This is a genomic window from Halochromatium sp. (genome assembly GCF_046541315.1).
GTDB lineage: Bacteria > Pseudomonadota > Gammaproteobacteria > Chromatiales > Chromatiaceae > Lamprobacter.
Genome location: NZ_JBKHDN010000021.1, coordinates 1 through 21,737 on the forward strand (window position 1 = coordinate 1; position 21,737 = coordinate 21,737).

Annotated in this window: 19 protein-coding genes; 7 read left to right on the plus strand and 12 right to left on the minus strand. The window is 66.1% G+C overall.

What is annotated here, in order from left to right; translation table 11 throughout:
• The coding region (locus ACLFQI_RS02810) for a YgfZ/GcvT domain-containing protein (protein ID WP_410757310.1) at positions 1 to 670 on the minus strand (670 nt) is incomplete at its 3' end.
• Positions 671 to 896: 226 nt separating this feature from the next.
• Between ACLFQI_RS02810 and ACLFQI_RS02815 the strand changes: the two genes are divergently transcribed.
• The 3 genes from ACLFQI_RS02815 to ACLFQI_RS02825 all read left to right on the plus strand — a co-directional run bounded on the left by ACLFQI_RS02815 (position 897) and on the right by ACLFQI_RS02825 (position 3,863).
• On the plus strand, positions 897 to 2,747 hold the full coding sequence (locus ACLFQI_RS02815) for an RNB domain-containing ribonuclease (RefSeq protein ID WP_410757311.1): 1,851 nt from the start codon (positions 897 to 899) through the stop codon (positions 2,745 to 2,747).
• Positions 2,748 to 2,874: 127 nt separating this feature from the next.
• Positions 2,875 to 3,432 carry a thioredoxin family protein gene (locus tag ACLFQI_RS02820; RefSeq protein WP_410757330.1) on the plus strand — a complete coding sequence of 186 codons (558 nt, stop codon included), beginning with the start codon at positions 2,875 to 2,877 and terminating at the stop codon, positions 3,430 to 3,432.
• Positions 3,433 to 3,560: 128 nt separating this feature from the next.
• A complete protein-coding gene (locus ACLFQI_RS02825) occupies positions 3,561 to 3,863 on the plus strand; it encodes an acylphosphatase (protein ID WP_410757312.1) in 303 nt (100 codons plus the stop codon).
• Positions 3,864 to 3,900: 37 nt separating this feature from the next.
• Here ACLFQI_RS02825 and cpdA read toward each other — a convergent pair whose 3' ends face one another.
• Both cpdA and ACLFQI_RS02835 read right to left on the minus strand, forming a co-directional pair.
• Positions 3,901 to 4,854: a 3',5'-cyclic-AMP phosphodiesterase gene (cpdA, locus tag ACLFQI_RS02830; RefSeq protein ID WP_410757313.1), complete on the minus strand. Its 954-nt coding sequence runs from the start codon at positions 4,852 to 4,854 to the stop codon at positions 3,901 to 3,903.
• A 34-nt stretch (positions 4,855 to 4,888) separates the two neighbouring features.
• Positions 4,889 to 6,598 carry an alpha/beta hydrolase gene (locus tag ACLFQI_RS02835; protein ID WP_410757314.1) on the minus strand — a complete coding sequence of 570 codons (1,710 nt, stop codon included), beginning with the start codon at positions 6,596 to 6,598 and terminating at the stop codon, positions 4,889 to 4,891.
• Positions 6,599 to 7,014: 416 nt separating this feature from the next.
• Here ACLFQI_RS02835 and ACLFQI_RS02840 point away from each other — a divergent pair, with 416 nt between their 5' ends.
• Complete coding sequence (locus ACLFQI_RS02840; protein WP_410757315.1) at positions 7,015 to 7,509, plus strand: cyclic nucleotide-binding domain-containing protein; 495 nt, start codon at positions 7,015 to 7,017, stop codon at positions 7,507 to 7,509.
• A 41-nt stretch (positions 7,510 to 7,550) separates the two neighbouring features.
• Here ACLFQI_RS02840 and folE2 read toward each other — a convergent pair whose 3' ends face one another.
• The 4 genes from folE2 to ACLFQI_RS02860 form a co-directional block, all read right to left on the minus strand.
• Positions 7,551 to 8,342 (minus strand): GTP cyclohydrolase FolE2, encoded by a 792-nt coding sequence (gene folE2 / locus ACLFQI_RS02845; RefSeq protein WP_410757331.1) that lies wholly within the window; start codon positions 8,340 to 8,342, stop codon positions 7,551 to 7,553.
• 220 nt (positions 8,343 to 8,562) lie between these two features.
• Positions 8,563 to 9,246: a serine protease gene (locus ACLFQI_RS02850; RefSeq protein ID WP_410757316.1), complete on the minus strand. Its 684-nt coding sequence runs from the start codon at positions 9,244 to 9,246 to the stop codon at positions 8,563 to 8,565.
• Between the two features lie 17 nt (positions 9,247 to 9,263).
• Positions 9,264 to 10,241, minus strand: a complete 978-nt coding sequence (locus ACLFQI_RS02855; RefSeq protein WP_410757318.1) for a glycine betaine ABC transporter substrate-binding protein — start codon at positions 10,239 to 10,241, stop codon at positions 9,264 to 9,266.
• Positions 10,238 to 12,061: a BCCT family transporter gene (locus ACLFQI_RS02860; RefSeq protein ID WP_410757320.1), complete on the minus strand. Its 1,824-nt coding sequence runs from the start codon at positions 12,059 to 12,061 to the stop codon at positions 10,238 to 10,240. Before ACLFQI_RS02860 ends, ACLFQI_RS02855 begins: the two co-directional genes overlap by 4 nt.
• A 352-nt stretch (positions 12,062 to 12,413) precedes the next feature.
• Between ACLFQI_RS02860 and ACLFQI_RS02865 the strand changes: the two genes are divergently transcribed.
• Positions 12,414 to 13,859 (plus strand): hypothetical protein, encoded by a 1,446-nt coding sequence (locus tag ACLFQI_RS02865; RefSeq protein WP_410757321.1) that lies wholly within the window; start codon positions 12,414 to 12,416, stop codon positions 13,857 to 13,859.
• 118 nt (positions 13,860 to 13,977) lie between these two features.
• On the opposite strand, the gene ACLFQI_RS02870 is transcribed toward ACLFQI_RS02865, so the two are convergent.
• From ACLFQI_RS02870 to ACLFQI_RS02890, 5 genes are all read right to left on the minus strand, one after another.
• A complete protein-coding gene (locus ACLFQI_RS02870) occupies positions 13,978 to 14,844 on the minus strand; it encodes a glycine betaine ABC transporter substrate-binding protein (RefSeq protein ID WP_410757333.1) in 867 nt (288 codons plus the stop codon).
• A 55-nt stretch (positions 14,845 to 14,899) separates the two neighbouring features.
• Complete coding sequence (locus tag ACLFQI_RS02875; RefSeq protein ID WP_410757322.1) at positions 14,900 to 15,817, minus strand: ABC transporter permease; 918 nt, start codon at positions 15,815 to 15,817, stop codon at positions 14,900 to 14,902.
• A 3-nt stretch (positions 15,818 to 15,820) separates the two neighbouring features.
• Entirely contained in the window at positions 15,821 to 17,017 is a 1,197-nt protein-coding gene (proV, locus tag ACLFQI_RS02880; protein ID WP_410757324.1) for a glycine betaine/L-proline ABC transporter ATP-binding protein ProV, read from the minus strand.
• Between the two features lie 216 nt (positions 17,018 to 17,233).
• Positions 17,234 to 18,127, minus strand: coding sequence for a farnesyl diphosphate synthase (locus ACLFQI_RS02885; RefSeq protein WP_410757325.1), 894 nt, complete (start codon positions 18,125 to 18,127; stop codon positions 17,234 to 17,236).
• Between the two features lie 104 nt (positions 18,128 to 18,231).
• The gene (locus tag ACLFQI_RS02890; RefSeq protein ID WP_410757327.1) at positions 18,232 to 18,522 is read right to left on the minus strand and encodes an exodeoxyribonuclease VII small subunit; all 291 of its coding nucleotides are present in this window, start codon (positions 18,520 to 18,522) and stop codon (positions 18,232 to 18,234) included.
• A gap of 113 nt (positions 18,523 to 18,635) precedes the next feature.
• On the opposite strand from ACLFQI_RS02890, the gene parE reads away from it, so the two are divergent.
• Both parE and ACLFQI_RS02900 read left to right on the plus strand, forming a co-directional pair.
• Positions 18,636 to 20,525 (plus strand): DNA topoisomerase IV subunit B, encoded by a 1,890-nt coding sequence (gene parE / locus ACLFQI_RS02895; protein WP_410757328.1) that lies wholly within the window; start codon positions 18,636 to 18,638, stop codon positions 20,523 to 20,525.
• A 68-nt stretch (positions 20,526 to 20,593) separates the two neighbouring features.
• A complete protein-coding gene (locus ACLFQI_RS02900) occupies positions 20,594 to 21,730 on the plus strand; it encodes an FIST N-terminal domain-containing protein (protein WP_410757329.1) in 1,137 nt (378 codons plus the stop codon).
• The last annotated feature ends 7 nt before the right edge of the window (positions 21,731 to 21,737 follow it).

Genomic DNA, 21,737 nt, shown 5'->3' on the forward strand with positions numbered 1-21,737 from the left:
TGTCGCTGGTCTCGGGGAGGACGGTCGGGAGGCCGGCGCGGATATCCCGCAAGGCCCAGAGATCCGGATTGGCCAGCTCGGCGCCGGCGGCGCGCGCGGCCTCCCAGGCGGCGCGCGCGGAGTCGACCGGCCCGATGAGCAGAAAGCGCGGGACCGGATCGGCAACCCGGATCAGCGCGGTGTCGCCGGCGCGGACCATTGCGTTCGGTTCGCTCGGCAGCGCGCCGAAGGCATGCTGGAGCGAGTCATCGGCGCAGTCGCCGATCAGGCCAAAGCAGACCAGGGCATCGCTGACCTCGTCGATGCTGGCCTTGGCGCGCAGCAGGAACATGCGCAGGCGCTTGAGCAGCGTCTCCATCTGCACGCGCGGCAAGAGCAGGAAGAAGCGCTCCTCGAAACGGAGCACGCGGAAGTTGGCCAGCATCCGCCCCTTGGGGCTGCAATGGCTGCTGAGTTGGGTGTGGGTCTCGGTCAGTTCGCGCAGGTCGTTGCTGAGCTGGCCTTGGAGGAACTCGGTGGCTTGTGGGCCGCCGATCGCGATCAGGCCGAGGTGCGAGAGATCGACGACGCCGCAGTCGGGCTCGGCCGGGGCGCGATCGAAGTGCGCGGCGCCATCGTCGCCGAGGCGGGCGCCTTGAGAGTCGAGAAAGGCTTGCCAGTCTTGATGCATGATCGGGTTCTCGTGCGTCGACCGACCCGGCGGCAAGAGGCCGCCGGTCGGTGGGGTGTATAGCGCTTGAGTGGGGCTGTGTTGCGTCCATGATAGCGGATTGCATCGCGCGCCGAGCGCAACTGATATAGTGATTGGTTCGGCGCCGTGATCGAGCGACGCGCCACCACGGCGCCCGTCGCGGCCGCGCCATCATCGTTTCATTGACCCTGGAGATGACTCCGCATTGTCTTCCTATCAAGCGATCCCGCGCACCGGCAGCCTGGTCGTGTACAAGAGCCGGCCAGCGCGGGTGCTGGCTGCGGCGGAGAAGATCGAGATCGAAATCGAGGGCGGTCAGACCAAACGCGTGCGGCCGAAGGATATCCTCGCGTTGCATCCGGGGCCGATCGCCAGCCTGGCACAGATTCGCCCGCCCGAGGTGCATCCGCAAGAGGCCTGGGAATTGCTCGAGGGCAGCGAGACCGACCTCAAGGAGTTGGCCGAACTGCTCTATGGCGAGCACAGCCCAGGCGCGGCCTGGGGCGCTTGGGAATGGCTTGCCGAGGGACTCTGGTTCGAGGGCACGCCCGAGGCGCTGCGCCCCCGCGCCCTGGAGCTGATCGAGCGCGATCGCGCCGAACGCGAGACCAAGGCCCGGGCCGAGCAGGCCTGGGCGGCGTTGCTCGCGCGCCTGCGGGCGGGGCGGATCGAGCCCGAGGATCGCGAGCCGCTGCAAGAGGTCGAGCGGCTCGCCACTCTGCAGGGCGAGCACAGCCGCATCCTGAAAGCGCTCGGCTTTGACGAGACGCCGGTGAGCGCCTATCGGCTGCTGGTCGCGGTTGGCTATTGGTCGCCGACGCACAATCCCTATCCGACCCGGGTCGGGGCGCCGACGACGAATCCCGAGCTGCCGATCCCGCCGCTGGATGCCGCGGCCGAGATCCCCGGCGAGCCAGCGCGGCTCGACCTGACCCATCTGCCGGCCTTCGCGATCGACGATGAAGGCAATCAGGACCCGGATGATGCCATCAGCATCGACGGCGAGCGCGTCTGGATCCATGTCGCCGATGTCGCCGCGCTGGTGCCCCCGGATTCCGAGCTCGACCGCGAAGCGCGCGCGCGCGGTGCCAATCTCTATCTGCCCGAGGGCACCTTACACATGCTGCCGGTGGCGATCACCGAGCAGCTCGGGCTCGGATTGCAGGAGCGTTCGCCGGCGCTCTCGTTCGGGCTGCGGCTGGATGCCGAGGGCGAGATCGCCGCAATCGAGATTCAGCCGAGCCTGGTGCGGGTGCAGCGGCTCAGCTATGCCGAGGCCGATCGTCGGCTCGCCGACCCGCCGCTGGCCGAGCTGGCCGAGCGGGCCGAGCGTTATCGCCAGCGCCGGCTGGCTCAGGGCGCGGCCGAGATCGACCTGCCCGAGGTCAGCGTGCGGGTGCGCGCGGGAGAGGTGCTGATCCGCCCGGTGGAGCGCAGCGGCGCGCGCGCCATGGTCACCGAGCTGATGCTGATGGCCGGCGAGGCGGCGGCGCGTTACTGCCAGCAGCACGCGCTGCCGATTCCCTTTGCGACCCAAGCGACGCCGGAGCGCATCGAGCAGCCGACGAGCATGGCCGGCATGGTCGCCTATCGGCGCCTGTTCAAGCCGAGTCGCACCGTCGTTGGCGAGCCGGGTCGGCATTTTGGTCTCGGGCTCGACGCCTACGCCCGCGCCACCAGCCCGTTGCGGCGGTATGCGGATCTCCTGGTGCATCAGCAATTGCGCGCGCATCTGCGCGGCAGCGAGCCCTTGAGCGTCGCGCAGGTGAGCCAGCGCGCCGGCGAGGCGGATCAGGGCGGCCTCCTGGTGCGCCGCGCCGAGCGGCAATCGAACCTCCACTGGAAGCTGGTCTATCTGGCGCGCCGGCCCCAGTGGACCGGCGAGGGCGTCGTGGTCGAACTGCAGGAGCGCAAGGCCACGGTCTTGATCCCGGAGCTGGCGCTGGAGACGCGTGTGCGCGCCAAGCAGCCATTGGCGCTGGACCAGCGCGTGCCGCTGGCGCTGGTCGAGGTCGATCTGGCGCAGGCCGAGTGTCAATTCCGGATTCCGGGTTGAGCTGGCAAGCGCTGCCGCCGGTCCATCCCGCGGGACATTGCAAAGGCACTGGCATTGTTCCCACAATGAGGGGCAGGCCGCTGTTTCCTCGCTGAACCGACCTTGAGAGGTGCTTTCCATGTCCCTGATGCGACCCCTGATCTCATCCGCGCGTCCGCGCTGGCGGGCGGTTTTGCTCGCCTTCCTGACGGTTCTCCCGCTGGCGAGCACGCCCTTCGCCGGCGAGACAACCCGCGATCCCGGTCGGCACTTCTTCAATCAGACCTTCGGCGATTTCAGCGAAGAGCGAGACACCGCGCGCGAGGAGGGCAAGATCGGCATCCTGTTGATGTTCGAGATGGATGAATGCCCGTTCTGCCAGCGCATGAAGACGATGGTGCTCAACCGGCCCGAGGTGCAGGACTACTTCCGCGAGCATTTCCTGATCTTCCCGGTCGATGTCGAGGGCGATATCGAGATCGTCGACTTCGAGGGGCATGCCAACAGCCAGAAAGACTTCGCGCTGAAACAGTTCCGCGTGCGCGCGACGCCGGTGTTCGCGTTCTTCGACCTCGACGGCAATCTGGTTGCCCGCTACACCGGCGCCACCCGCGATAGCGAGGAGTTCTTGCTGCTCGGTCGCTATGTGGTCGAAGGCGCCTACAAGGACATCCCCTTCACCAGGTACAAGCGCGACCAGGCCTAGCAGGCCGGTGTCCAAGGCCGCGCGTCAGGGATTGATGCCAAAGGCCGCAGACCAGATCTCATGGTCAGCGTACCCGCTGAAGCCGTGTGATCGTCACACGCTGAATCCGAATCTTCAGGAGATTGCCGATGACCGCTCCCGAACCCGCGACCGCATGGGCCGGCGCGCGCTGCATCCGTTGTTTTGTCAGTGGCCGGGTGCAAGGCGTGTCCTTTCGCGCCTCGGCGGCACAAGAGGCGCAGCAGCTCGGCATCACCGGTTATGCGCGCAACCTGCCCGATGGCCGGGTGGAGGTGCTCGCCTGTGGTGACGCCAACGCGCTCGAGCGCTTCAAGGCCTGGCTGCATCGCGGCCCGTCGGCCGCGGAGGTCGCGGCGGTGGCCTGCGAGACGCAGGATTATCGGCCGCTGAGCGGGTTCGCGACGCGTTGAAGCGAGCGATCGCGGCCTTGCACCTGAGCGAGGGCGGTCATCCTGATCGCTGGCGATCCTGCGAGACAGCGGACGCGGTCGCCTCGCCGGGGTCTGCGCGCGGCGCCGCTGTCGCAAGTCGCTCGACCCCGGTGCGCAGGCGGCCATCGGGCTCAAGCTCGAGCCAGCGATAGCCAGGCGGCAGATCGTCTAACGCGAAGTGCTCACTGGCGGGCTTGAATTGAGCGCAGGTGGAGGGCGTGGCCAAGAGTCGGGTGGCGCCGAACGCTTGGTCGAAGGCCTGATGCACATGCCCCCAGAGGATGGCGCGCAGCCGGGGATAGCGCTCGGCGAGGGCCAGGAGTTCGGCCCCGTTCTCGATCCGCATGGTGTCGATCCAGCGGCTGCCGACCGCGACCGGTTGGTGGTGGACGCTGACCAGCGCCGGGCGCTGTTGGTTCGTCGCCAGCTGCTGTTCAAGCCGCGCGAGGGTCGCGGGAGGAAGCCGACCGCCGTCGGCGCCGGCGATGGTCGAATCCAGCAGCACCAGATCCCAGGGGCCGAGCGGTTCGACGCGATAGGCCTGCCCGGCGCCGGGATCAACCTCGGCGGCCAAGAGTTCCCGGCGGTCATGATTGCCCGGGATGCAGAAACAGGGGCAATCGAGTGCGTCGATGATGCGACTTAGGTATCGATAGCCCTCGACCCGCTCGTCATGGACCAGATCGCCGGTGAAGAGGATCGCGTCGGCCGGCCAGTGTCGTGTCCGGGCCTGGGCCAGCACCTGCTCGAAGGTTCGCCGCGTGCATTGGCCGAGGAGCACGGCCCCGGGCTCGGCATAGAGGTGGAGATCGGTGAATTGCAGCAGGCGCAGGGTCGATGGGCCGGTCCGCCATCGACCTGGATTGGGACCAAGGCCGTCACCGGGGCGGCCTTGGGTTGCCGAGGCCTCGGCGCGGCCGGGACGGGTCGCGTTTGCTGGGGCCTGGACAGGAGCCTTGACGGGGGGCATCGGGTCGGGTCCTTCGCTCATGCTGACACGCAGCTCAGTCGGCAATCGGGAAGCTGACAGCGATCGCGGTCGCCAAGAACAGGGCGTTGGCGAGGGCGGCGACCAATGGATGTCCGGTGCGTCGATAGATCCAGCCACTGAAGAGCCCAAAGACCACGAACAGGATCAGGATGGCGGGAATGATGATGACGAGGAAGAACAGTTCCTCCAGATTCAATACCACCGCCAGGATCAGCGAGAGCAGGAACAGCACCTTGGTCAGTGCATAGCGGCCGATGAAGGCGCCACGGCCGCGGGTCAGCCATTCGTCGGCGATGAACCAAGCCAGGGTTGCCACGGACAGCACGAGCAGGGTGCCGAACCGGTGCGGGTCGGGCAGGAAGGCGGCGACGTAGAGATCGATCGGCAGGGCGATGATCAGGGCCTGATAGGCGATGACGGCGAGCACCGCGGCCCCGAAGGCCGAGGCGGAGACGCTGGCACTGCCGCGACCGATTGCGCCGCCTCGCCCCATCGGTGGGCCGGCGGTCTGAGCCGAGGATGGCGGGTTGTTCGGCTGGCGGCGGATCAACGCCAGCATGAGCGCCGTCAGCGCGGCGTAGACCAGGAAGTGCAGGGCGATGTAGTCGGCGATCGCGATGGCCAGGAAATCGGTCGGCAACGGCCATAGGATCAGCGGCGTGAGCAATGCCGGCAAGAGCGCCGCTAGCGCCAGCCGGCGCCCGCCCAGATCCGCCCCGAGCGGTTCGCTGCTGATCCGAGGCAACAGACGCGAGAACGGCCAGGCGAGCAGGATGGCGCCGAGGAAGTAGAGCCCGAGCCAGGCGCCGCGCGCGTCGACCCAGCCGCTGCTCTCGCGCTCGAAGACCTGGTCGAGCCAGTCGAGCGCGGCGCGGAGGGCGCGGGCGCTGTAGAGCACGCCGATGTGCTCGACGTGGTCCGCGATGACCAGCCGCCGGGCGCTGCCGTCGCCATGGTCGCCATAGGTGACGCTGGGCTGAATGGCGTCACTCGGCAGATTGGCCACGGCGGCGACAGCGGCGCGGCCTTGCTCGAGGATCATGCGTGGTTCCCAGGCGCCGTAGATGAACAGCAGGTTGTCCGGTGTGCGGCCAGGCCGATGCGCGCCAAGCTCCTCGGACAGATAAGGCGAGACGGCGACGAGCGCATCGAGATCGGCGGCTGGATCAAGGCGGGGAGCAGCCGGTTGACGGGGTTCATCGGCGCTGGCCTTGGGTTCTGCGGCCGGGCTGCGATCGGCATAGCGCACGGCGATATCGCCGGCCATGGAGTGGCCGAGCAATGCCAGGCGGCCATCGTATTGCGGCAGTGTGCTGGCATGGTCGACCACGGCCGCGAGCGCATCCAGCAGGATCCGGGTGCGGCGCTGTTCGCCGATCTCGCCTTCGAGCGGACGCGGATTGGCGCCGTGCCCGGGGAAATCGAGGTTCACGGCGACATAGCCATTGCGCGCCAGGGTGCGCGCAAAGGACGCCATCATCTGCCGCGAACCGGAGAAGCCGTGGGCGATGACGACCACCGGCGCCGGTTCGGTCTCGGCTTGCATGGAGACGGTCACCGGCGTCTGTCCGACCCGGATCCGGGTTTTGCTCAGCCCGCGGTCGGCGCCGATCAGCCAGGACAGGCCGACCAGCATCAGGATCAACGCGGTGCCGGCGATGAGCCTGTCGATCAGCCGCCAGCGGCCGAGATGCCAACCCGTGGCGCGCGAAGCTGTGGTCATGGATGAGGATGCCCTCGGCGGCAGGGCGCCAGTGAATGTTGGTCGCGCGGGCGTGGTCCGATTCGCAACCTGATCGCGGGTGCGGCCAACCGTCTGCCCGCTGGAGGCGAGCCTAGTGTAAGCGCTGCGCGCGAGGTCCGCACGCCAGGCTTGAATCGCTTTGACAACGGGAGGGGTCGCCTCTACTGTACGTTTGGGACTGCGCGACCAGGACTCCAGTGGCTCGCCCGCTCAGGTACTCTCGATGGCGAGCGCGTTGAGGTTTTTCAGGATCAGTGGGTTGTGTCGGCGCAAGTGCCAGGTCTTGCAGGACTATCTCTGTTTATCGGCCGCTGGCGTCGGATGACTATATCGGCTATATCGGCTATGTAGCATTCGTGCCGCAACAATCAGTCTTGGCTTGAGTCTAGGTAATGATGAACGATCAAACGACGGATGAACAAAAGACCGCTTGGCTGAGAAACTCGGTGCTCGCCGATGAACTCGACGCGAGCGAGGTTGAGACGCTGGCGCGGATCATGGGGAGCGAGCGCCTGGCTGGGCACGAGTGGCTGGTGAGCGAGGGCGATGCTCGGCGGACCCTGTTCGTGTTGGTCGCGGGGCGGCTGGATGTGCTGCACCATCATGAGGGTGTCGATTCCACCGTCTACCGGATGTCTCCGGGCGAATGTGCCGGAACCCGCGCCTTCGTCGATGGCTCGCCGCGCAAGGCCGGATTGCGCGCCGCGCGGGAGACGGTGGTGCTGACGCTGGAGCCGGAGGATTTCGAGGCCTTGCTCGCCGACCATCCGACCCTGGTGTTCAAGGTCATGCGCGCACTGTTTCGGATCACTCACACGAACCTGATGCGGGCGAATCAAGAGCGCGATTCGCTGCACAACTATGTGACCCGCTCGCATGGCCGCTATTGAGCGGGGAGCGAGCGTTTGTGGCGTCTGGAACGGAAATCGCCCTAGGCTGCGCAGGCGTCCGCGTGTTTGTCGCGGGCGACCATCGCGTAGGCCGAGTGGTTGTGGATGGACTCGAAGTTCTCGGCCTCGACCACATAGGCGCCGACGCGCGCCTCGGCGTTCAGGCGCCGGGCGACATCGCGCACCGTGTCCTCGACGAACTTCGGGTTTTCGTAGGCGTGCTCGGTGACGTACTTCTCATCCGGCCGCTTGAGCAGACCATAGAGCTGGGCGCTGGCCTCGGCCTCGACCAGATCGATCAGCTCTTCGATCCACAGGAAGCCGCAGGTCTTGGCCACGACGGTGACGTGCGAGCGCTGATTGTGCGCGCCATAGCGCGAGATCTCCTTGGAGCAGGGGCAGAGGCTGGTCACCGGCACCACCACCTTGATCGAGAGTTCGGGCTCGCCGCCGCGCACCTCGCCGATGAGGGTGACATCGTAGTCGAGCAGGCTCTCGACGCCGCTGACCGGCGCCCGCTTGTTGACGAAGAACGGGAAGCGCATCTCGATGTGGCCGGCCTCGGACTCGAGCCGTTCGGTCATCTCGGTGAGCATCTCCTTGAAGGTGCCGACACCGATCTCGCGCTCGTGGCCATTGAGGATGGCGACGAAGCGCGACATGTGCGTGCCCTTGAAGTGATGGGGCAGGAACACGGACATGTTGAAGGTGGCGACCGTATGCTGCTCGCGACCGCTGCGGTCCTTGATCCGCACCGGGTGGCGGATGTCCTTGATGCCCACCTTGTTGATGGCGATGCGCCGGCTATCGGGGCTTGCCTGCACGTCCGCGATCTCGGTGCCCGCGGCCGGGCGCCACGCATCGGCGGGCCGCTGCGCAAGAGAATCCGAGCAGTCGGGGGACGGGGTGATCAACGCGGAATCCACGGAAGAGTGCTCCTAGAATAAAAGGCGGGCGCGCCGAGGGTCGCTGGACCGGGATCGGTCAGCGCGGGCAACGCCGAATGCATACGACCATGCGGTCTGTTGCGGCTCGCTGCAAGCGGCGCGCGTCTCATTCGTGCCCGAAGAGACCCTCGGCGCGCATCAGCGCCGTGCCATAGTCGATATCGACGGCAAAAGAGATATTGGTGTTGTGCGGCGGGCGCCGCTCCCAATCGGCGCTGCCATGGACGACATCGGCGGGCTCGAAACGGCCACTGATGATGCCTACCACATGGCCGTCGGTGACATGCACGAGGGGACCGCCGATATCGCCGTTTTGGACCATGTTGTCGAACAGGATCAGCCGGGTCTCGTTATAGGAGCGAATCTTGGCCGCAGCAAACCCGCCGACCGTGAGCGGCGTGTGGATCTGGTCATGGCCAAAGGAGTAGCCCAGACTCATCACCGAGGCGCCCGGCAGCACGTTGTCGCCGCTGCCGAGGAAGTCGTCCGGAACGCTGATATCGAGCCCTTGATCGATCTTCAACAGGGCCACGTCATGGGCGCTATCGCGACGTGCCACCGACACCGCCATGGCGGCGACCCGATCGAAGCTGATGGGTTGGAATTCGCCACCGCTCGAGGTTGGAACGACTCGCAGCCCCTCGGTTTCCGCGACCAGATGCGCGGCGGTGAGCAGATAGCCTTGCGCGTGGACCACGAAGGCGGTGCCGAGAAAATCGACCGCGCCCGCGTTGTCGCGCACCAGCATGAGGCAGCCGCCGCGAAATTTCTGGCTGATCGCCTGCAGCATGAGAGTGTCCCTCCGTCTTATCGTGTCTCGGTGAGCCAGTCGTCGACTTGCTGCGGATGGGTGCGGATCCACCGCAAGGCCTGCGCATAGGGATCACGGCCGTGGTCTTGGTGAATCCAGACCAGCAATTGCTCCATGCTGTCGGCTTCCCAGGCGAAACGATCGATGAACGCGGCCGCCGCCGGGAAATCCTCGGCCAGACCGGGACGCGCCATGCTGTGGATGCTGCCGCGGTCGCCATAGATGCCCTTGGGATCGTCGAGAAACCGCAGCGACCAGCGCCCGAACATCCAGTGCGGAATCCAGCCGGTGACGACGATGGGCCGATTGCGCGCGATCGCATCGGCAAGGCTCGCGGTCATGGTCGATTCGGCGCCGGAGATGAGGCGGAAGCCCGTCAGCCGGTACTCCGTCAACGCCCGCTCGGTCGCCGCCATGATGCCGGCCTCGGGGTCGATGCCGATGATGCGATCACCCAGCGCTTGGCGGTGCTCCGGTAACTGCTCGATGCTCTGGATCTCCAACATCGGTTGGGTACGCGCACCGCGTTGGTCGGTTTGGCGCCCAACCCGGGTGGCCGGGACCACCAGCCCGGTGCGGGTGCCGACCAGATTGGGACCGAGATCATCGAGTTGCTCGCCATATTGGGCGTGGTAGTCGGCATGGGTATCCGGCAGCCAGGCCGAAAGCATCACGTCCGCCTCGCCCTCGGCGACCATGCGCCACATCTCGTCGGCACTGGTCTCGATCAGCTCGCAGGGTTGATCGAGGCGTTCGTTGAGCACGGCACAGACCACATTGGCGCTGGCGACCGAGGAGGACCAGTCGACATAGGCGATGCGCAGCGACGAGGCGCCAGCCGCGCCGGCGAGGCCGAGCAGCAGCGCCAGCCCGATGGCAAGCGTCGCGATCGGCGTCGTTCGCCGGCGCGGGCGGTGACGGCATCCGCAGCATTGCCCGCGTGCTAGGCGATGGAGGTCGATTGCCGTGATCATGCGCGCTGCCCTCCGCTCGGCGTGCCCTTGCCGGGATCGGCGGCCGCCGCGCTGGCGCTCGAGCCGGTCTCGGACGTGGTCTGAGGATGGATCTGGAAATCCGGGTTGGCGCTACCCGCCGCGGTCGGCGTGACGCCGAGACTGTGGCGCGGACGCATGGCCGCGCCGGTGGCGCGCTGGTGCAGGCCGGCCGGGAGCCAGAACTGCCGCCGGCCGAAGGTCGGCATCTTGCGCGTGGCTTGGGTGCGGAACTCCGGTCCCTGGTAATCCTGCAGGCTGAGCTCGAAGCCCTGGCCGGTCTTGTAATGGACCAGCCCGAGGTGGAGCGACCAGCACATCCCGAGCAGGATGATCGCAAACGGCAGTCCGGTCGAGATGGCTGCCGTCTGCAATGCCACCAGCCCGCCGCCAAGCAGCAGCGCGGCGGCAACGGCGCCCTCCATCACCGCCCAGAACACGCGCTGGATCACCGGCGGCTCGGTGTTGCCGCCAGCGGTGATGATGTCGATCACCAACGAGCCCGAATCCGACGAGGTGACGAAGAAGGTGATGATGACGATGATCGCGACCACCGACGAGATCTCGGCCAGTGGCAAGGTCTCGAGCATCACGAACAGCGACACCGGGATGTTTTCCTGTACCGCCTTGGCGATGCCACCAACCCCGAACATCTCGATATTCAGCGCGGTGTTGCCGAAGACCGTCACCCACAGGAAGGTGACCAGGGTCGGCACGAGCAGGACGCCCTTGATGAACTCGCGGATGGTGCGGCCGTAGGAGACGCGCGCGATGAACATGCCGACGAAGGGCGACCAGGCGATCCACCAGCCCCAGTAGAACACGGTCCAGCCGTTCTGCCACTCGGTATCGTCATAGGTCTCGTTCCAGGTGCTGAACGACGGGAAATGCTGCACATAGATGCCGAGGTTCTCGATGAAGGCATTCAGCAGGAACAGGGTCGGGCCGACCAGCAGGACGAAGATCATCAGCGTCGCGGCGACGATCACGTTGAGCTGGCTGAGCACCTTGATGCCGGAATCCAACCCCCGCACCACCGACCAGGTGGCGACCGCGGTGATGCCAGCGATCAGCAGGAGCTGCACCGTGGTGGTTTGCGGGATGACCTCGACCAGATGGCTCAGCCCGGCATTGACCTGCTGCACGCCGAGGCCGAGCGAGGTGGCGACGCCGAACATGGTCGCGACCGTCGCCATGATATCGATGATATTGCCGATCGGTCCGTAGATACGCTCCCCGAGCAGCGGATAGAACACCGAGCGGATCGACAGCGGCAGACCCTTGTTGAAGGCGAAGAAACCGAGCGAGAGGCCGACCAAGGCGTAGATCGCCCAGGGATGCAAGCCCCAGTGCAGGAAGGTGAAATCCATCGCCACGCGGGCTGCCTCGGGGGTGCCGGATTCGGCCAGCGGCGAGGCGACGTAATGGAACATCGGCTCGGCGACGCCGTAGAAGAGCAGGCCGATGCCCATGCCGGCGCTGAACAGCATCGAGAACCAGCCAAGCGTCGAGAATTCGGGCCTCGCGCCCTCGCCGCCAAGGCGGACGTCGCCGAAACGCCCGAGCAGCAGGGCGATGACATAGATCAGGATGATATTCATGGTGCCGACGAAGAACCAGCCGGCGTACTTGGAGACCGCGCCCTGGACGATGTCGAAGAGGTTGTCGACCTGGTTCTCGAAGAAGATCGTCAGGGCGACGAAGAGCACGATGATGCCGGCCGAGGTGAAGAATACCCAGGGGTGCACATCGAGCCGAAGCCAGCCAGGCTGCTCCGGCGAGCGGTCGGTTGCGTTTTGCATGGGGGCGACTCTTGGGGTGTGGCCGGCGTTCATTGATACGGATCGTCATGTTAGCGCAATCGCCTGCGAGATAAAAACCATCGGGCGCGCAGGCCCTGTGGTATCCCCGCCGCGATCGCGAAGACGTCGAGTCACGGAGGATGTCGTCCCGGTTCGGACGACAAGGGGCTAAGCGCGTGTTGGATCACTGGAAAACGCGTCGAGCAGAGGATACACTAAACGGTAATGTTGTAAATGCACGACATGTCTCTTGCCAAGAGGCGATGTTGGTCGCACACGAGCGACGTTGCATGACAGCATTCTCAGGCGTCATCGACCCAGATCGTCAATTCACCACCGCACCGAATCCATCATGAAACACTCGACACCATGCATCGCCTGCGCCTCTCCGACCTCGCCGCAACCGGCTCATCGCGGCTCAGGCCCCCTGCTGGCGCTCGGCCTCGCCGCGCTCGTCGGCGCCCCGCAACCGGCCTTCGCCGCCGCCGAACCCGCCGCCCTCGAGCGCCGCGTGCGCGAACTGCAGCGACAGCTCGAACAGGCCCAGGCCGAACTCGCCGAGGCCCGGGCGGAGACGGCCGCCGCCACCGAACAGGCCGAGGCGGCCGAGGCCGAGTTGGGCAAGGCGGACTCGCCGCAGGCGAACAAGATCCAGGTCGGACCCTTGACCATTGGCGGCGCGATGCGCGCCAACTATGTGCTCGGCGATTATCCGAACCGGGGACAAGGCCCCTCGCGCGGAGGAAACGGCGGTAACTTCGAACTCGATACCTTCCGCATCAACATGGATCTCAAGTACAACCAGTTGGTCGGCAAGCTCGAGTACCGTTGGTACAACGGCTACAACTTCGTGCATACCGGCTGGCTGGGCTGGGATTTCGACGACGGCAGCCAGATCCAGGTCGGTATCAACCGGGTGCCCTTTGGCCCTGGGCCTTATGGCGTCTCGCAGAGCTGGTTCTTCGACCAGCATTACTACGTCGGCCTGTCGGATGACATGGACCTCGGCGTCAAGTATGTCACCAGCATCGATAATTGGGATCTCGACTTCGCTTACTACGCGCGCAGCGAATGGAACGGCAATGGCATCAGCCGCGACAGCGCGCGTTACAGCTATGATCCGGTGTTCTGGGACACCGGCCTGGCGGCGAATGGCGACGTGATCGGGGCGTTGCCGAATGGCTATCAGGAACGCAACCAGTTCAATCTTCGCGCTATCTACAATCTCGATCAGGGTGCCGTGGAGACCGCGCTCGGCGTCTCGTTGCAATATGGTCAGTTGAAGGGACGGCGTGGCGACGATGGCGACCATTGGGCGGCCTCGGTGCACATGACCAACAGCTGGGACAACTGGCTGCTGGCGACCCAGCTCACCCGCTACCAGTTCGACATCGACGACGACAACCCGCTCGGAACCGACGAGCTGCTGCCGATGGGCGCCTACGATTTCGCCTGGCCGGTGGCAACCGACGCCTGGCTGCCGGCGATCTCGGTGAGCTATCTCCACGAGACCGACCAGATCCCCTGGCTGGATTCGGTGCGTCCCTACGTCGAGTACAGCAGCATCGTCAAGGAGGATGGTGACTTCAACGACAGCCAGCTCGCGATTCTCGGCGCGGCCTGGGCGCGCAACGGGTGGTACATCTATACCGATCTCGCCTTCTCGGACGGCAACTACTTCGTCGGTGAAAAGGGCGACAACTACGGCAATATCGCCGATGGGGTCGGGGATTTCGGCGTCAACGGCAACGATGACTGGAACTACCGCTTCAACATCAACTTCGGTTACTACTTCTGATCGCGTGAACATGCCACCGCCACCGGGCCCGCGGGCTCGGTGGCGATGGCTTGGCCAGCGGAGCGGCCTTGCACGCAGGGCCGCTGATGCTGCGGTTGGCGAGGCGCCCGGGCGCGGCTCAAAGCTCGCCGGTGACCCAGTAGTCGATGCGATCCTCGTTGTTCTCGATGTACTTGGTCACGGCCTCTTCATACGAGGTCTCCTGGGCGTCGTACATCGCCGACTGCAGGTCATCGATCGGGATCTGGATGCGCGAGATGAAGCTCGCCGCGTCGATATCCTCCTGGTAGAAGCCGTCGCGCGCTAGAGCGACCACGCGCTCGAAGCTGCCGAGCACCTCCTCGGGGTCTTCCAGGTAACGCAGGTCATGGGCGCCGAACATCCAGTGCGGGCTCCAGGCGGTGACCACGATCCACTCCTCGCGCCGGATGGCGCGTTCCAAGGCGGCGGTCATGCCCGCGCCCGAGGAGATCTGCAACTCGTAGTCGTCGAGGTCGTACTCGTCGATCGCATCCTTGGACAGACGCGTGATGCCCGCGCCGGGGTCGATGCCGGTGATGGTCTCGTCGAGCTTCTCCTTGACCTCGTCCTTGTTCAGATCCTCGATGCTGGCGAGCGTCTCTTCCGGGACATAGTCCGGCACCGCCCAGCCCAGGCGGGCATGGGTGTAGAGGATGCCGAGTGGCACCACATCGTTACAGACCTTTTCCATGTAGTCGGCGTGGGTGCCCGGCTGCCAGGACATGAGCATGACATCGAGGTTGCCGTCGGCGAGCCCCCGATACTGCGGAGCGATATCGGTTTGCACCAGTTCGACCTCATAGTCCATGCGCTCCTCGAGGATGCGCTGGGTCAGCTTGGTGACGAACTCGGCATCGGACCAGGCGGTCCAGCCGATCTTGATGCTGTTGTCGGCGGCGACGGCGGCGGTGCCGAGCGAGAGGGCGAGGGCGCCTGCGGTGAAGGCCTTGAGTGAGGTGTTCATGAGCATCGTGAGTCCTCGTGGCGGTGGGTGGATGGGAAGGGCCGGTCTTGAGCGTTCACCCCTTGCCCGGGCTGTCCGGGCCGCGTTGGAAGAACCGGCGGAGGCGGGTGAGGAGCGTTGGCGATCGCCCGGCGCGGCGGGCGATGCCGAAGCTCTGGGTGATGCGGTCGAGCAGGATGGCGAGCAGTACGACCCCCAGGCCGCCCTCGAAGCCGAGGCCGACATCGAGTCGTTGAATACCGGTGAGCACGGTGTTGCCGAGCCCGCCGGCACCGATCATCGAGGCGATGACGACCATCGACAGGGCGAGCATGATGGTTTGATTGATCCCGGCCATGATCGATGGCATGGCCAGCGGCAACTGCACCTTGAACAGCAGCTGACGGCCGGTGCAACCGAAGGCCTTGCCGGCCTCGATGTGCTCGTCGCTGACCTGCCGGATCCCGAGATTGGTCAGGCGCACGGCCGGCGGCATGGCGAAGATGAGGGTCGCGATCGAGCCCGGAACCTTGCCGAGCCCAAAGAAGATGGCGGCCGGAATCAGATAGACGAAGGGCGGCATGGTCTGCATGAAGTCGAGCACCGGCCGGGCGATCGCCTCGAACGTATCGTGCCGGGCCATGGTGATGCCGATCGGGATGCCGATGAGTAGCGCCACCAGACTGGACGCGATGACCAACCCCAGGGTCGAGATGGTCTCGCTCCAGATGTCCATGCCGAACAGCAGCACCATGGCGACGATGGCGAACAGCCCGAATTTCCAGCTCACGCGCCAGGTCGCGAGCAGCACGATGATCAGCGCCAGGATCAGCGGCGGAATGCCCTGCAGCAGGCCCTCGAAGGAGTCGATGAAGAACTCGAGCACCTCGGAGATGCCATCGAGGACGCCGGTGAGGTTGCCCTGGATCCAGTCGACCCCGTCGGCGACCCAATCGCCAAGGGGGATGTCGAAATCGGTGAGGTCGTTCGCCATGGCTCAGGTCGTCGTCTTATCCAATGTCTGCAACAGGACCGTCTTGTCGACGATGCCGCGATAACGTCCCTCGGCATCGACGACGGGGACCGGAAACTCGCTGGAGGTCACCTGGCTCAGGACCTCGGACAGCTCGGTGTCGGCGGCGACAGGCCGGATCTGTTTGAGGAAGGCCTCCTCCCAATGCGGATGCTCGCTGTCGCGCCCGGCGTCGGCCAGCGAATTGACGCTGACCATGCCGCGATAATGACGGTCGCGATCGATGACGATGCCGAGGCTGTGGCCGCGTTCGTGCAGTTGCGCCAGGGCCGCGCGCACATTGACGCCGCTGCGCTCGAAGACCGTGATGGCGCGGTTCGAGGCGATATCGCCGGCACTGAAGACCTTGCTCACGTCGACGCCGTAGAAGAACGAGCGCACATAGTCGTTGGCCGGATTGGTGACGATCTCCTCCGGGGTGCCGATCTGCACGATGGCGCCGCCCTCCATGATGGCGATGCGGTCGCCGATGCGAATCGCCTCGTCGAGGTCATGCGAGATGAAGACGATGGTATGGGCCTGGGTGCTCTGCAGACGCACCAGCTCGTCCTGCATCTCGGTGCGGATCAGTGGATCGAGGGCCGAGAAGGCCTCGTCCATGAGCAGGATCGGCGCGTCGGTGGCGAGGGCGCGGGCGAGGCCGACGCGCTGTTTCATGCCGCCGGAGAGTTCGTCCGGATAGCTGTCGGCATTGACCGCCAGGCCGACGGTGTCGAGCGCTTGCAGCGCGCGCTCATGGCGCTCGGCCTTGGCCATGCCGGAGACCTCGAGCCCGAAGGCGGCGTTCTCGACCACGCTCTTGTGCGGCATCAGCGCGAATGACTGGAACACCATGCTCATCGAGCGGCGGCGCATGGCGATCAGCTCTTGCTTCGACATCCGGGTGATATCGTCGCCGTCGACGAGCACCTGACCGCGGGTCGGCTCGATCAAGCGATTGAGCATGCGCACCAGGGTCGATTTGCCCGAGCCCGACAGCCCCATGACCACGAACACCTCGCCTTCGCGGATGCTGAAGTCGGCCCGTTGCACGCCGACCGTGGTGCGGGTTTGCTCGTAGATCTCCGCCTTGGAGAACCCTTGATCGAGCAGCTCTAGGGCTCGGTCGGGTTCGGGACCGAAGATCTTGTAGAGGTCTTTGACGACAACCTTATCTTGCATAGGCCTGGTTGGTGAGGGAAGCGGCGATCTTTGAGGATTCAAATTAACAGGTTGAGCGCGCGTTGTCTCGGTCGACGGGGCCGGGGTCGAAACGGAAGGCCCTGCTCACAATTCCGGCCCGGCGATTTCATGTCGGCGCCCCCGGTTCGGCGCCCCCGGTTCGGCGCCCCCGGTTCGGCGATCCCGGCTCGGCGATCCCGGCTCGGCGATCCCGGTTCAGCGATCCCGGTCGACGATATAACGCGCGATCCAGCGCAGCGGATCGGCGCCCACGTCGAACCGATCGAGGCTGGCGAGGGCGTCCGACACCAGATTGTTGGCGGCCTCGCGGGCCGCCGCGATGCCCATCAGCGACGGATAGGTGGCCTTGTCATGGACGGCATCGGCGCCGCTCTGCTTGCCGATGACATCGGTGTCGCCCTCGACGTCGAGCAGGTCGTCCTGGATCTGGAACGCCAAGCCGATGCACTTGGCATAGTGATCGAGGGCCTCGGCCTTGGCCGGCTCGAGTTCGGGGCAGGCGAGGCTGGCCATCTGCACGCTGGCGCGGATCAGCGCGCCGGTCTTGTGGATATGGATGTTCTCGAGCATGACCAGGTCGAGCTGGCCGCCTTCGGATTCCAGATCCAAGGCCTGGCCGCCGGCCATGCCGATCGAGCCCGCAGCGCGCGCGAGCGCGGCCACCATGCGCAGACGCGCGGGCGCCGCCGCGTCATCCTGCGCGAGGACCCCGAAGGCGAGGGTCTGCAAGGCATCGCCAGCGAGGATCGCGGTCGCCTCGTCGAAGGCCTTGTGGCAGCTCGGCCGGCCACGCCGCAGATCGTCGTCGTCCATCGCCGGCAGATCGTCATGGATCAGCGAATAGGCGTGGATCAGCTCGACCGCAGCGGCACCGGCATCGACGCGCTCGGGCGCGAGGTCGAGGGCTTGCGCGCTGGCGTAGGCCAGGGTGGGACGCACGCGCTTGCCTGCGCCGAGCACCGCGTAGCGCATCGCCTGATGCAGCCGGGTCGGCGGCTGCTCGGCGGCGGGCAGGACGCGCTCCAGGGTCGTCGCCACCCGGGCTTGGCAGTCTGCGAGAAAGGTCTTCAGGCGGGGGGCGTCTTGCATGGGGGCCAATCGCTTGTCGGTCACGGGGAGGAATTGAGGCGGGGACGGTTGGATGCTTCGCGTGAGCGCACGCATCTGGAGCCTGTCTGTCCGCTGCTCGGGATTCAGTCGCGCGCGGAGTCGGCCGTGTCGTCGGTCAATGGCTCGGGCTCGGCCGCCTCGGAGGGCTCGCTGAGGATGCGAATCCGTTGCTCGGCTTGGTCGAGCGCGCGTTGGCAGCCGCGACTGAGGCGGATGCCCTGCTCGAACGCCGCGAGCGAGGCCTCCAAGCCGAGGTCGCCGCGCTCGAGCTGATCGACGATCGCCTCGAGCGCCTGTAATGAGTCCTCGAACTGCTTGGGATCGTCGATCGTCGGCTTGTCGATCGTCGGCTTGTCGATCGTCTCTGGGCTCATGGCGCATTTGAACAAAGGTTTCGCTCTAAGTTAACGTAGCCGGCTTTGACCGGTCAACGCGGCGCCATGCCCGGATCGGTTTTCCAGCTCGATAAGGAGTGTTCGATCCCGCGATGAGCGGCAATTACGACGCCTCGGCGATCGAGGTTCTCAGCGGCTTGGACCCGGTGCGCAAGCGCCCGGGCATGTACACCGACACCACGCGTCCGAACCATCTCGCGCAAGAGGTCATCGACAACAGCGTCGACGAGGCGCTGGTCGGCAAGGCCACGCGCATCGATGTGACCCTGTACCAGGACGGCTCCATCGAGGTCAGCGATGACGGCCGCGGCATGCCGGTGGACATGCATCCCCAGCAGGGGCTGCCCGGGGTCGAGGTCATCTTGACCAAACTGCATGCCGGGGGCAAGTTCACCGCTGGCAGCAGTTACCGCTTCGCCGGCGGCCTGCACGGCGTCGGCGTGTCGGTGGTCAACGCGCTCTCCAAACGCCTGGAGGTGTGGGTCAAGCGCGATGGTCAGGAATATCGGATGGCCTTCGCCGACGGCCACAAGGTCGAGGAGCTGACCCCGATGGGCCGGGTCGGGCGCGGCCACAGCGGCACGCGGCTGCGGTTCTGGCCCGATCCGCGCTATTTCGACACGCCCAGGGTCGCGGTGCGCCAACTGACCCATCTGCTGCGCGCCAAGGCCGTGCTCTGTCCCGGGCTTGATGTCCGTTTTCGCGACGAAGCCAGCGGCGAAGAGCAGCGCTGGTGCTATGCCGACGGCCTGCGCGCTTATCTGAGCGAGGCGCTCGGCGAGGCCGAGCGGGTGCCGGCGGTGCCCTTCGTCGGCGCGTTCGAGGGCCAGACCGAGGCCGCGAGCTGGGCGGTGACCTGGCTGCCCGAGGCCGGCGAGCAGGTCACCGAGAGCTATGTCAATCTGATCCCGACGGTGCAGGGCGGCACCCATGTCAACGGCTTTCGCAGCGGCCTGACCGAGGCCGTGCGCGAGTTCTGCGAGTTTCGCAACCTGTTGCCGCGCGGCGTCAAGCTGGCGCCCGAGGACGTCTGGGCGCGCGCCAGTTGGGTGCTCTCGGTCAAGCTCGCCGATCCGCAGTTCTCCGGCCAGACCAAGGAGCGCCTGTCCTCGCGCGAGTGCGCCGCCTTCGTCTCCGGCGTGGTCAAGGATGCCTTCAGTCTCTGGCTCAACGAGCATGTCGGCGACGGCGAGCGCATCGCCGAGATCGCCATCGGCGCCGCCCAGGCGCGCTTGCGCGCCGGACGCGCGGTGACCCGCAAGCGCGTGACCCAGGGCCCGGCCCTGCCGGGCAAGCTGGCCGACTGCACCGCCACCGATCCGGCGCGCAGCGAGCTGTTCCTGGTCGAGGGCGACTCCGCCGGCGGCTCGGCCAAGCAGGCGCGCGACCGCGAGTTCCAGGCCATCATGCCGTTGCGCGGCAAGATCCTGAACACCTGGGAGGTGGACCCGGCCGAGGTGTTGGGCTCGCAGGAGGTGCACGATATCGCCGTCGCGATCGGCGTCGATCCGGGCAGCGACGATCTCAGCCGGCTGCGCTTCGGCAAGATCTGCATCCTCGCCGATGCCGACTCCGATGGCGCGCATATCGCAACGCTCCTGTGCGCGCTGTTCCTCAAGCACTTCCCGCAACTGGTCGCGGCCGGTCACGTCTATGTGGCGATGCCGCCGCTGTTCCGGATCGATGTCGGCAAGCGCGTCTTCTACGCTCTGGACGATTCCGAGCGCCGTGGCGTGCTGGATCGCATCGCCGCCGAGAAGCTCAAGGGCAAGGTCAGCGTGCAGCGCTTCAAGGGGCTCGGCGAGATGAATCCGCTGCAGTTGCGCGAGACCACCATCCATCCGGATACGCGTCGGTTGGTGCAACTCACGGTTGAGCCTGGCGACGACAGCGCCACCTTGATGGATATGCTGCTGGCCAAGAAGCGCGCCGCCGACCGCCGCGCCTGGTTGCAGGAGAAGGGCGATCTGGCCGAGGTTTGAACCAGCGACCGAAGAGCCAGACCAGGAGGCGCCCCCAAGCCCGGAGACATCACTGAGCGAGTCCGATGATGCACGCATTTCCTTACGCCCACGCCGCCGACGACGATTGGCACCTGGCCCTCGAGCGCGTCATCGCCGGGCTTGGCTCGGTCCGGCATCCGGCCCCGGATCGCTCCGCGGGACGCCTCGGGTTCCTCTATCTCACCGATGTCATCAACGCCCACCTGGAGGCGATCCTGGAGGCGTTGCGCGAGGCGACCGATGTCGAGCACTGGGTCGGCGCGGTGGGCCTTGGCATCTGCGCGAGCGGGGTCGAATACTACGAGCGACCGGCGATCGCGGCGATGATCGCCGAACTGCCGGCGGACGCGTTCCGGGTCTTCGCCCCCATCGTCAAGGATCTCGACGGCTTCGATGCCGCCCAGCGCGCCTGGCTCGGCAACGCCCAACCGTTCATGGGCCTGGTGCATGCCGATCCGTCGAATCCGCTCACCGAGAGTCTGGTCCGGCAGTTGGCCGAGCGCACCGTGACCGGCTTTCTGGTCGGCGGCCTGGCGAGCAGCCAGCACAATGCCCGGGTGATCGCCGACGAGCCGACCGCGGGTGGCCTGACCGGCGTCATGTTCACCGAGGCGATCGGGATCCAGACCGCGCTCTCGCAGGGCTGTTCGCCGATCGGGCCGCATCGGCGCATCACCGCCTGTCAGCGCAATGTCATCGTCGAACTCGATGGCCGTCCGGCGCTGGATGTGTTCAAGGACGATATCGGCGAGGTGCTGGCGCGCGACATCTCGCGCGTGGGCGGCTACATCTTCGCCGGCCTGCCGATCGCCGGTTCCGATACCGGCGACTATCTGGTGCGCAATCTGATCGGCGTCGATATGGAGAAGCGGCTGATCGGCATCGGCGATCTGGTCGAGAAAGGCCAGGAGCTGATGTTCTGTCGCCGCGATGCGAATACCGCGCGCGAGGATCTCTCGCGCATGCTCGCCAACCTCAAAGGGCGCTTGCAGACACCGCCGCGCGGTGGGGTCTATGTCTCCTGTCTCGGCCGGGGCGCCAATCTGTTCGGGGACGACTCGCAGGAGTTGAAGCAGATTCGCGACGAGCTGGGGGAGTTTCCGCTGGTCGGCTTCTACGCGAATGGCGAACTCTCGCAGAACCGGCTCTATGGCTATACCGGGGTGTTGACGCTGTTCACCTGAGATCGTG

Bases quoted from the DNA above. Each gene is read 5' to 3' on its own strand.
- ACLFQI_RS02860 (WP_410757320.1), bottom strand. From the start codon at position 12,061: ATGCAAAACGCAACCGACCGCTCGCCGGAGCAGCCTGGCTGGCTTCGG.
- ACLFQI_RS02825 (WP_410757312.1), top strand. From the start codon at position 3,561: ATGACCGCTCCCGAACCCGCGACCGCATGGGCCGGCGCGCGCTGCATC.
- ACLFQI_RS02885 (WP_410757325.1), bottom strand. From the start codon at position 18,127: ATGCAAGACGCCCCCCGCCTGAAGACCTTTCTCGCAGACTGCCAAGCC.
- ACLFQI_RS02875 (WP_410757322.1), bottom strand. From the start codon at position 15,817: ATGGCGAACGACCTCACCGATTTCGACATCCCCCTTGGCGATTGGGTC.
- ACLFQI_RS02820 (WP_410757330.1), top strand. From the start codon at position 2,875: ATGCGACCCCTGATCTCATCCGCGCGTCCGCGCTGGCGGGCGGTTTTG.
- ACLFQI_RS02865 (WP_410757321.1), top strand. From the start codon at position 12,414: ATGAAACACTCGACACCATGCATCGCCTGCGCCTCTCCGACCTCGCCG.
- cpdA (WP_410757313.1), bottom strand. From the start codon at position 4,854: ATGCCCCCCGTCAAGGCTCCTGTCCAGGCCCCAGCAAACGCGACCCGT.
- ACLFQI_RS02835 (WP_410757314.1), bottom strand. From the start codon at position 6,598: ATGACCACAGCTTCGCGCGCCACGGGTTGGCATCTCGGCCGCTGGCGG.
- proV (WP_410757324.1), bottom strand. From the start codon at position 17,017: ATGCAAGATAAGGTTGTCGTCAAAGACCTCTACAAGATCTTCGGTCCC.
- ACLFQI_RS02840 (WP_410757315.1), top strand. From the start codon at position 7,015: ATGAACGATCAAACGACGGATGAACAAAAGACCGCTTGGCTGAGAAAC.
- ACLFQI_RS02870 (WP_410757333.1), bottom strand. From the start codon at position 14,844: ATGAACACCTCACTCAAGGCCTTCACCGCAGGCGCCCTCGCCCTCTCG.
- ACLFQI_RS02850 (WP_410757316.1), bottom strand. From the start codon at position 9,246: ATGCTGCAGGCGATCAGCCAGAAATTTCGCGGCGGCTGCCTCATGCTG.
- ACLFQI_RS02900 (WP_410757329.1), top strand. From the start codon at position 20,594: ATGCACGCATTTCCTTACGCCCACGCCGCCGACGACGATTGGCACCTG.
- ACLFQI_RS02890 (WP_410757327.1), bottom strand. From the start codon at position 18,522: ATGAGCCCAGAGACGATCGACAAGCCGACGATCGACAAGCCGACGATC.
- ACLFQI_RS02855 (WP_410757318.1), bottom strand. From the start codon at position 10,241: ATGATCACGGCAATCGACCTCCATCGCCTAGCACGCGGGCAATGCTGC.
- parE (WP_410757328.1), top strand. From the start codon at position 18,636: ATGAGCGGCAATTACGACGCCTCGGCGATCGAGGTTCTCAGCGGCTTG.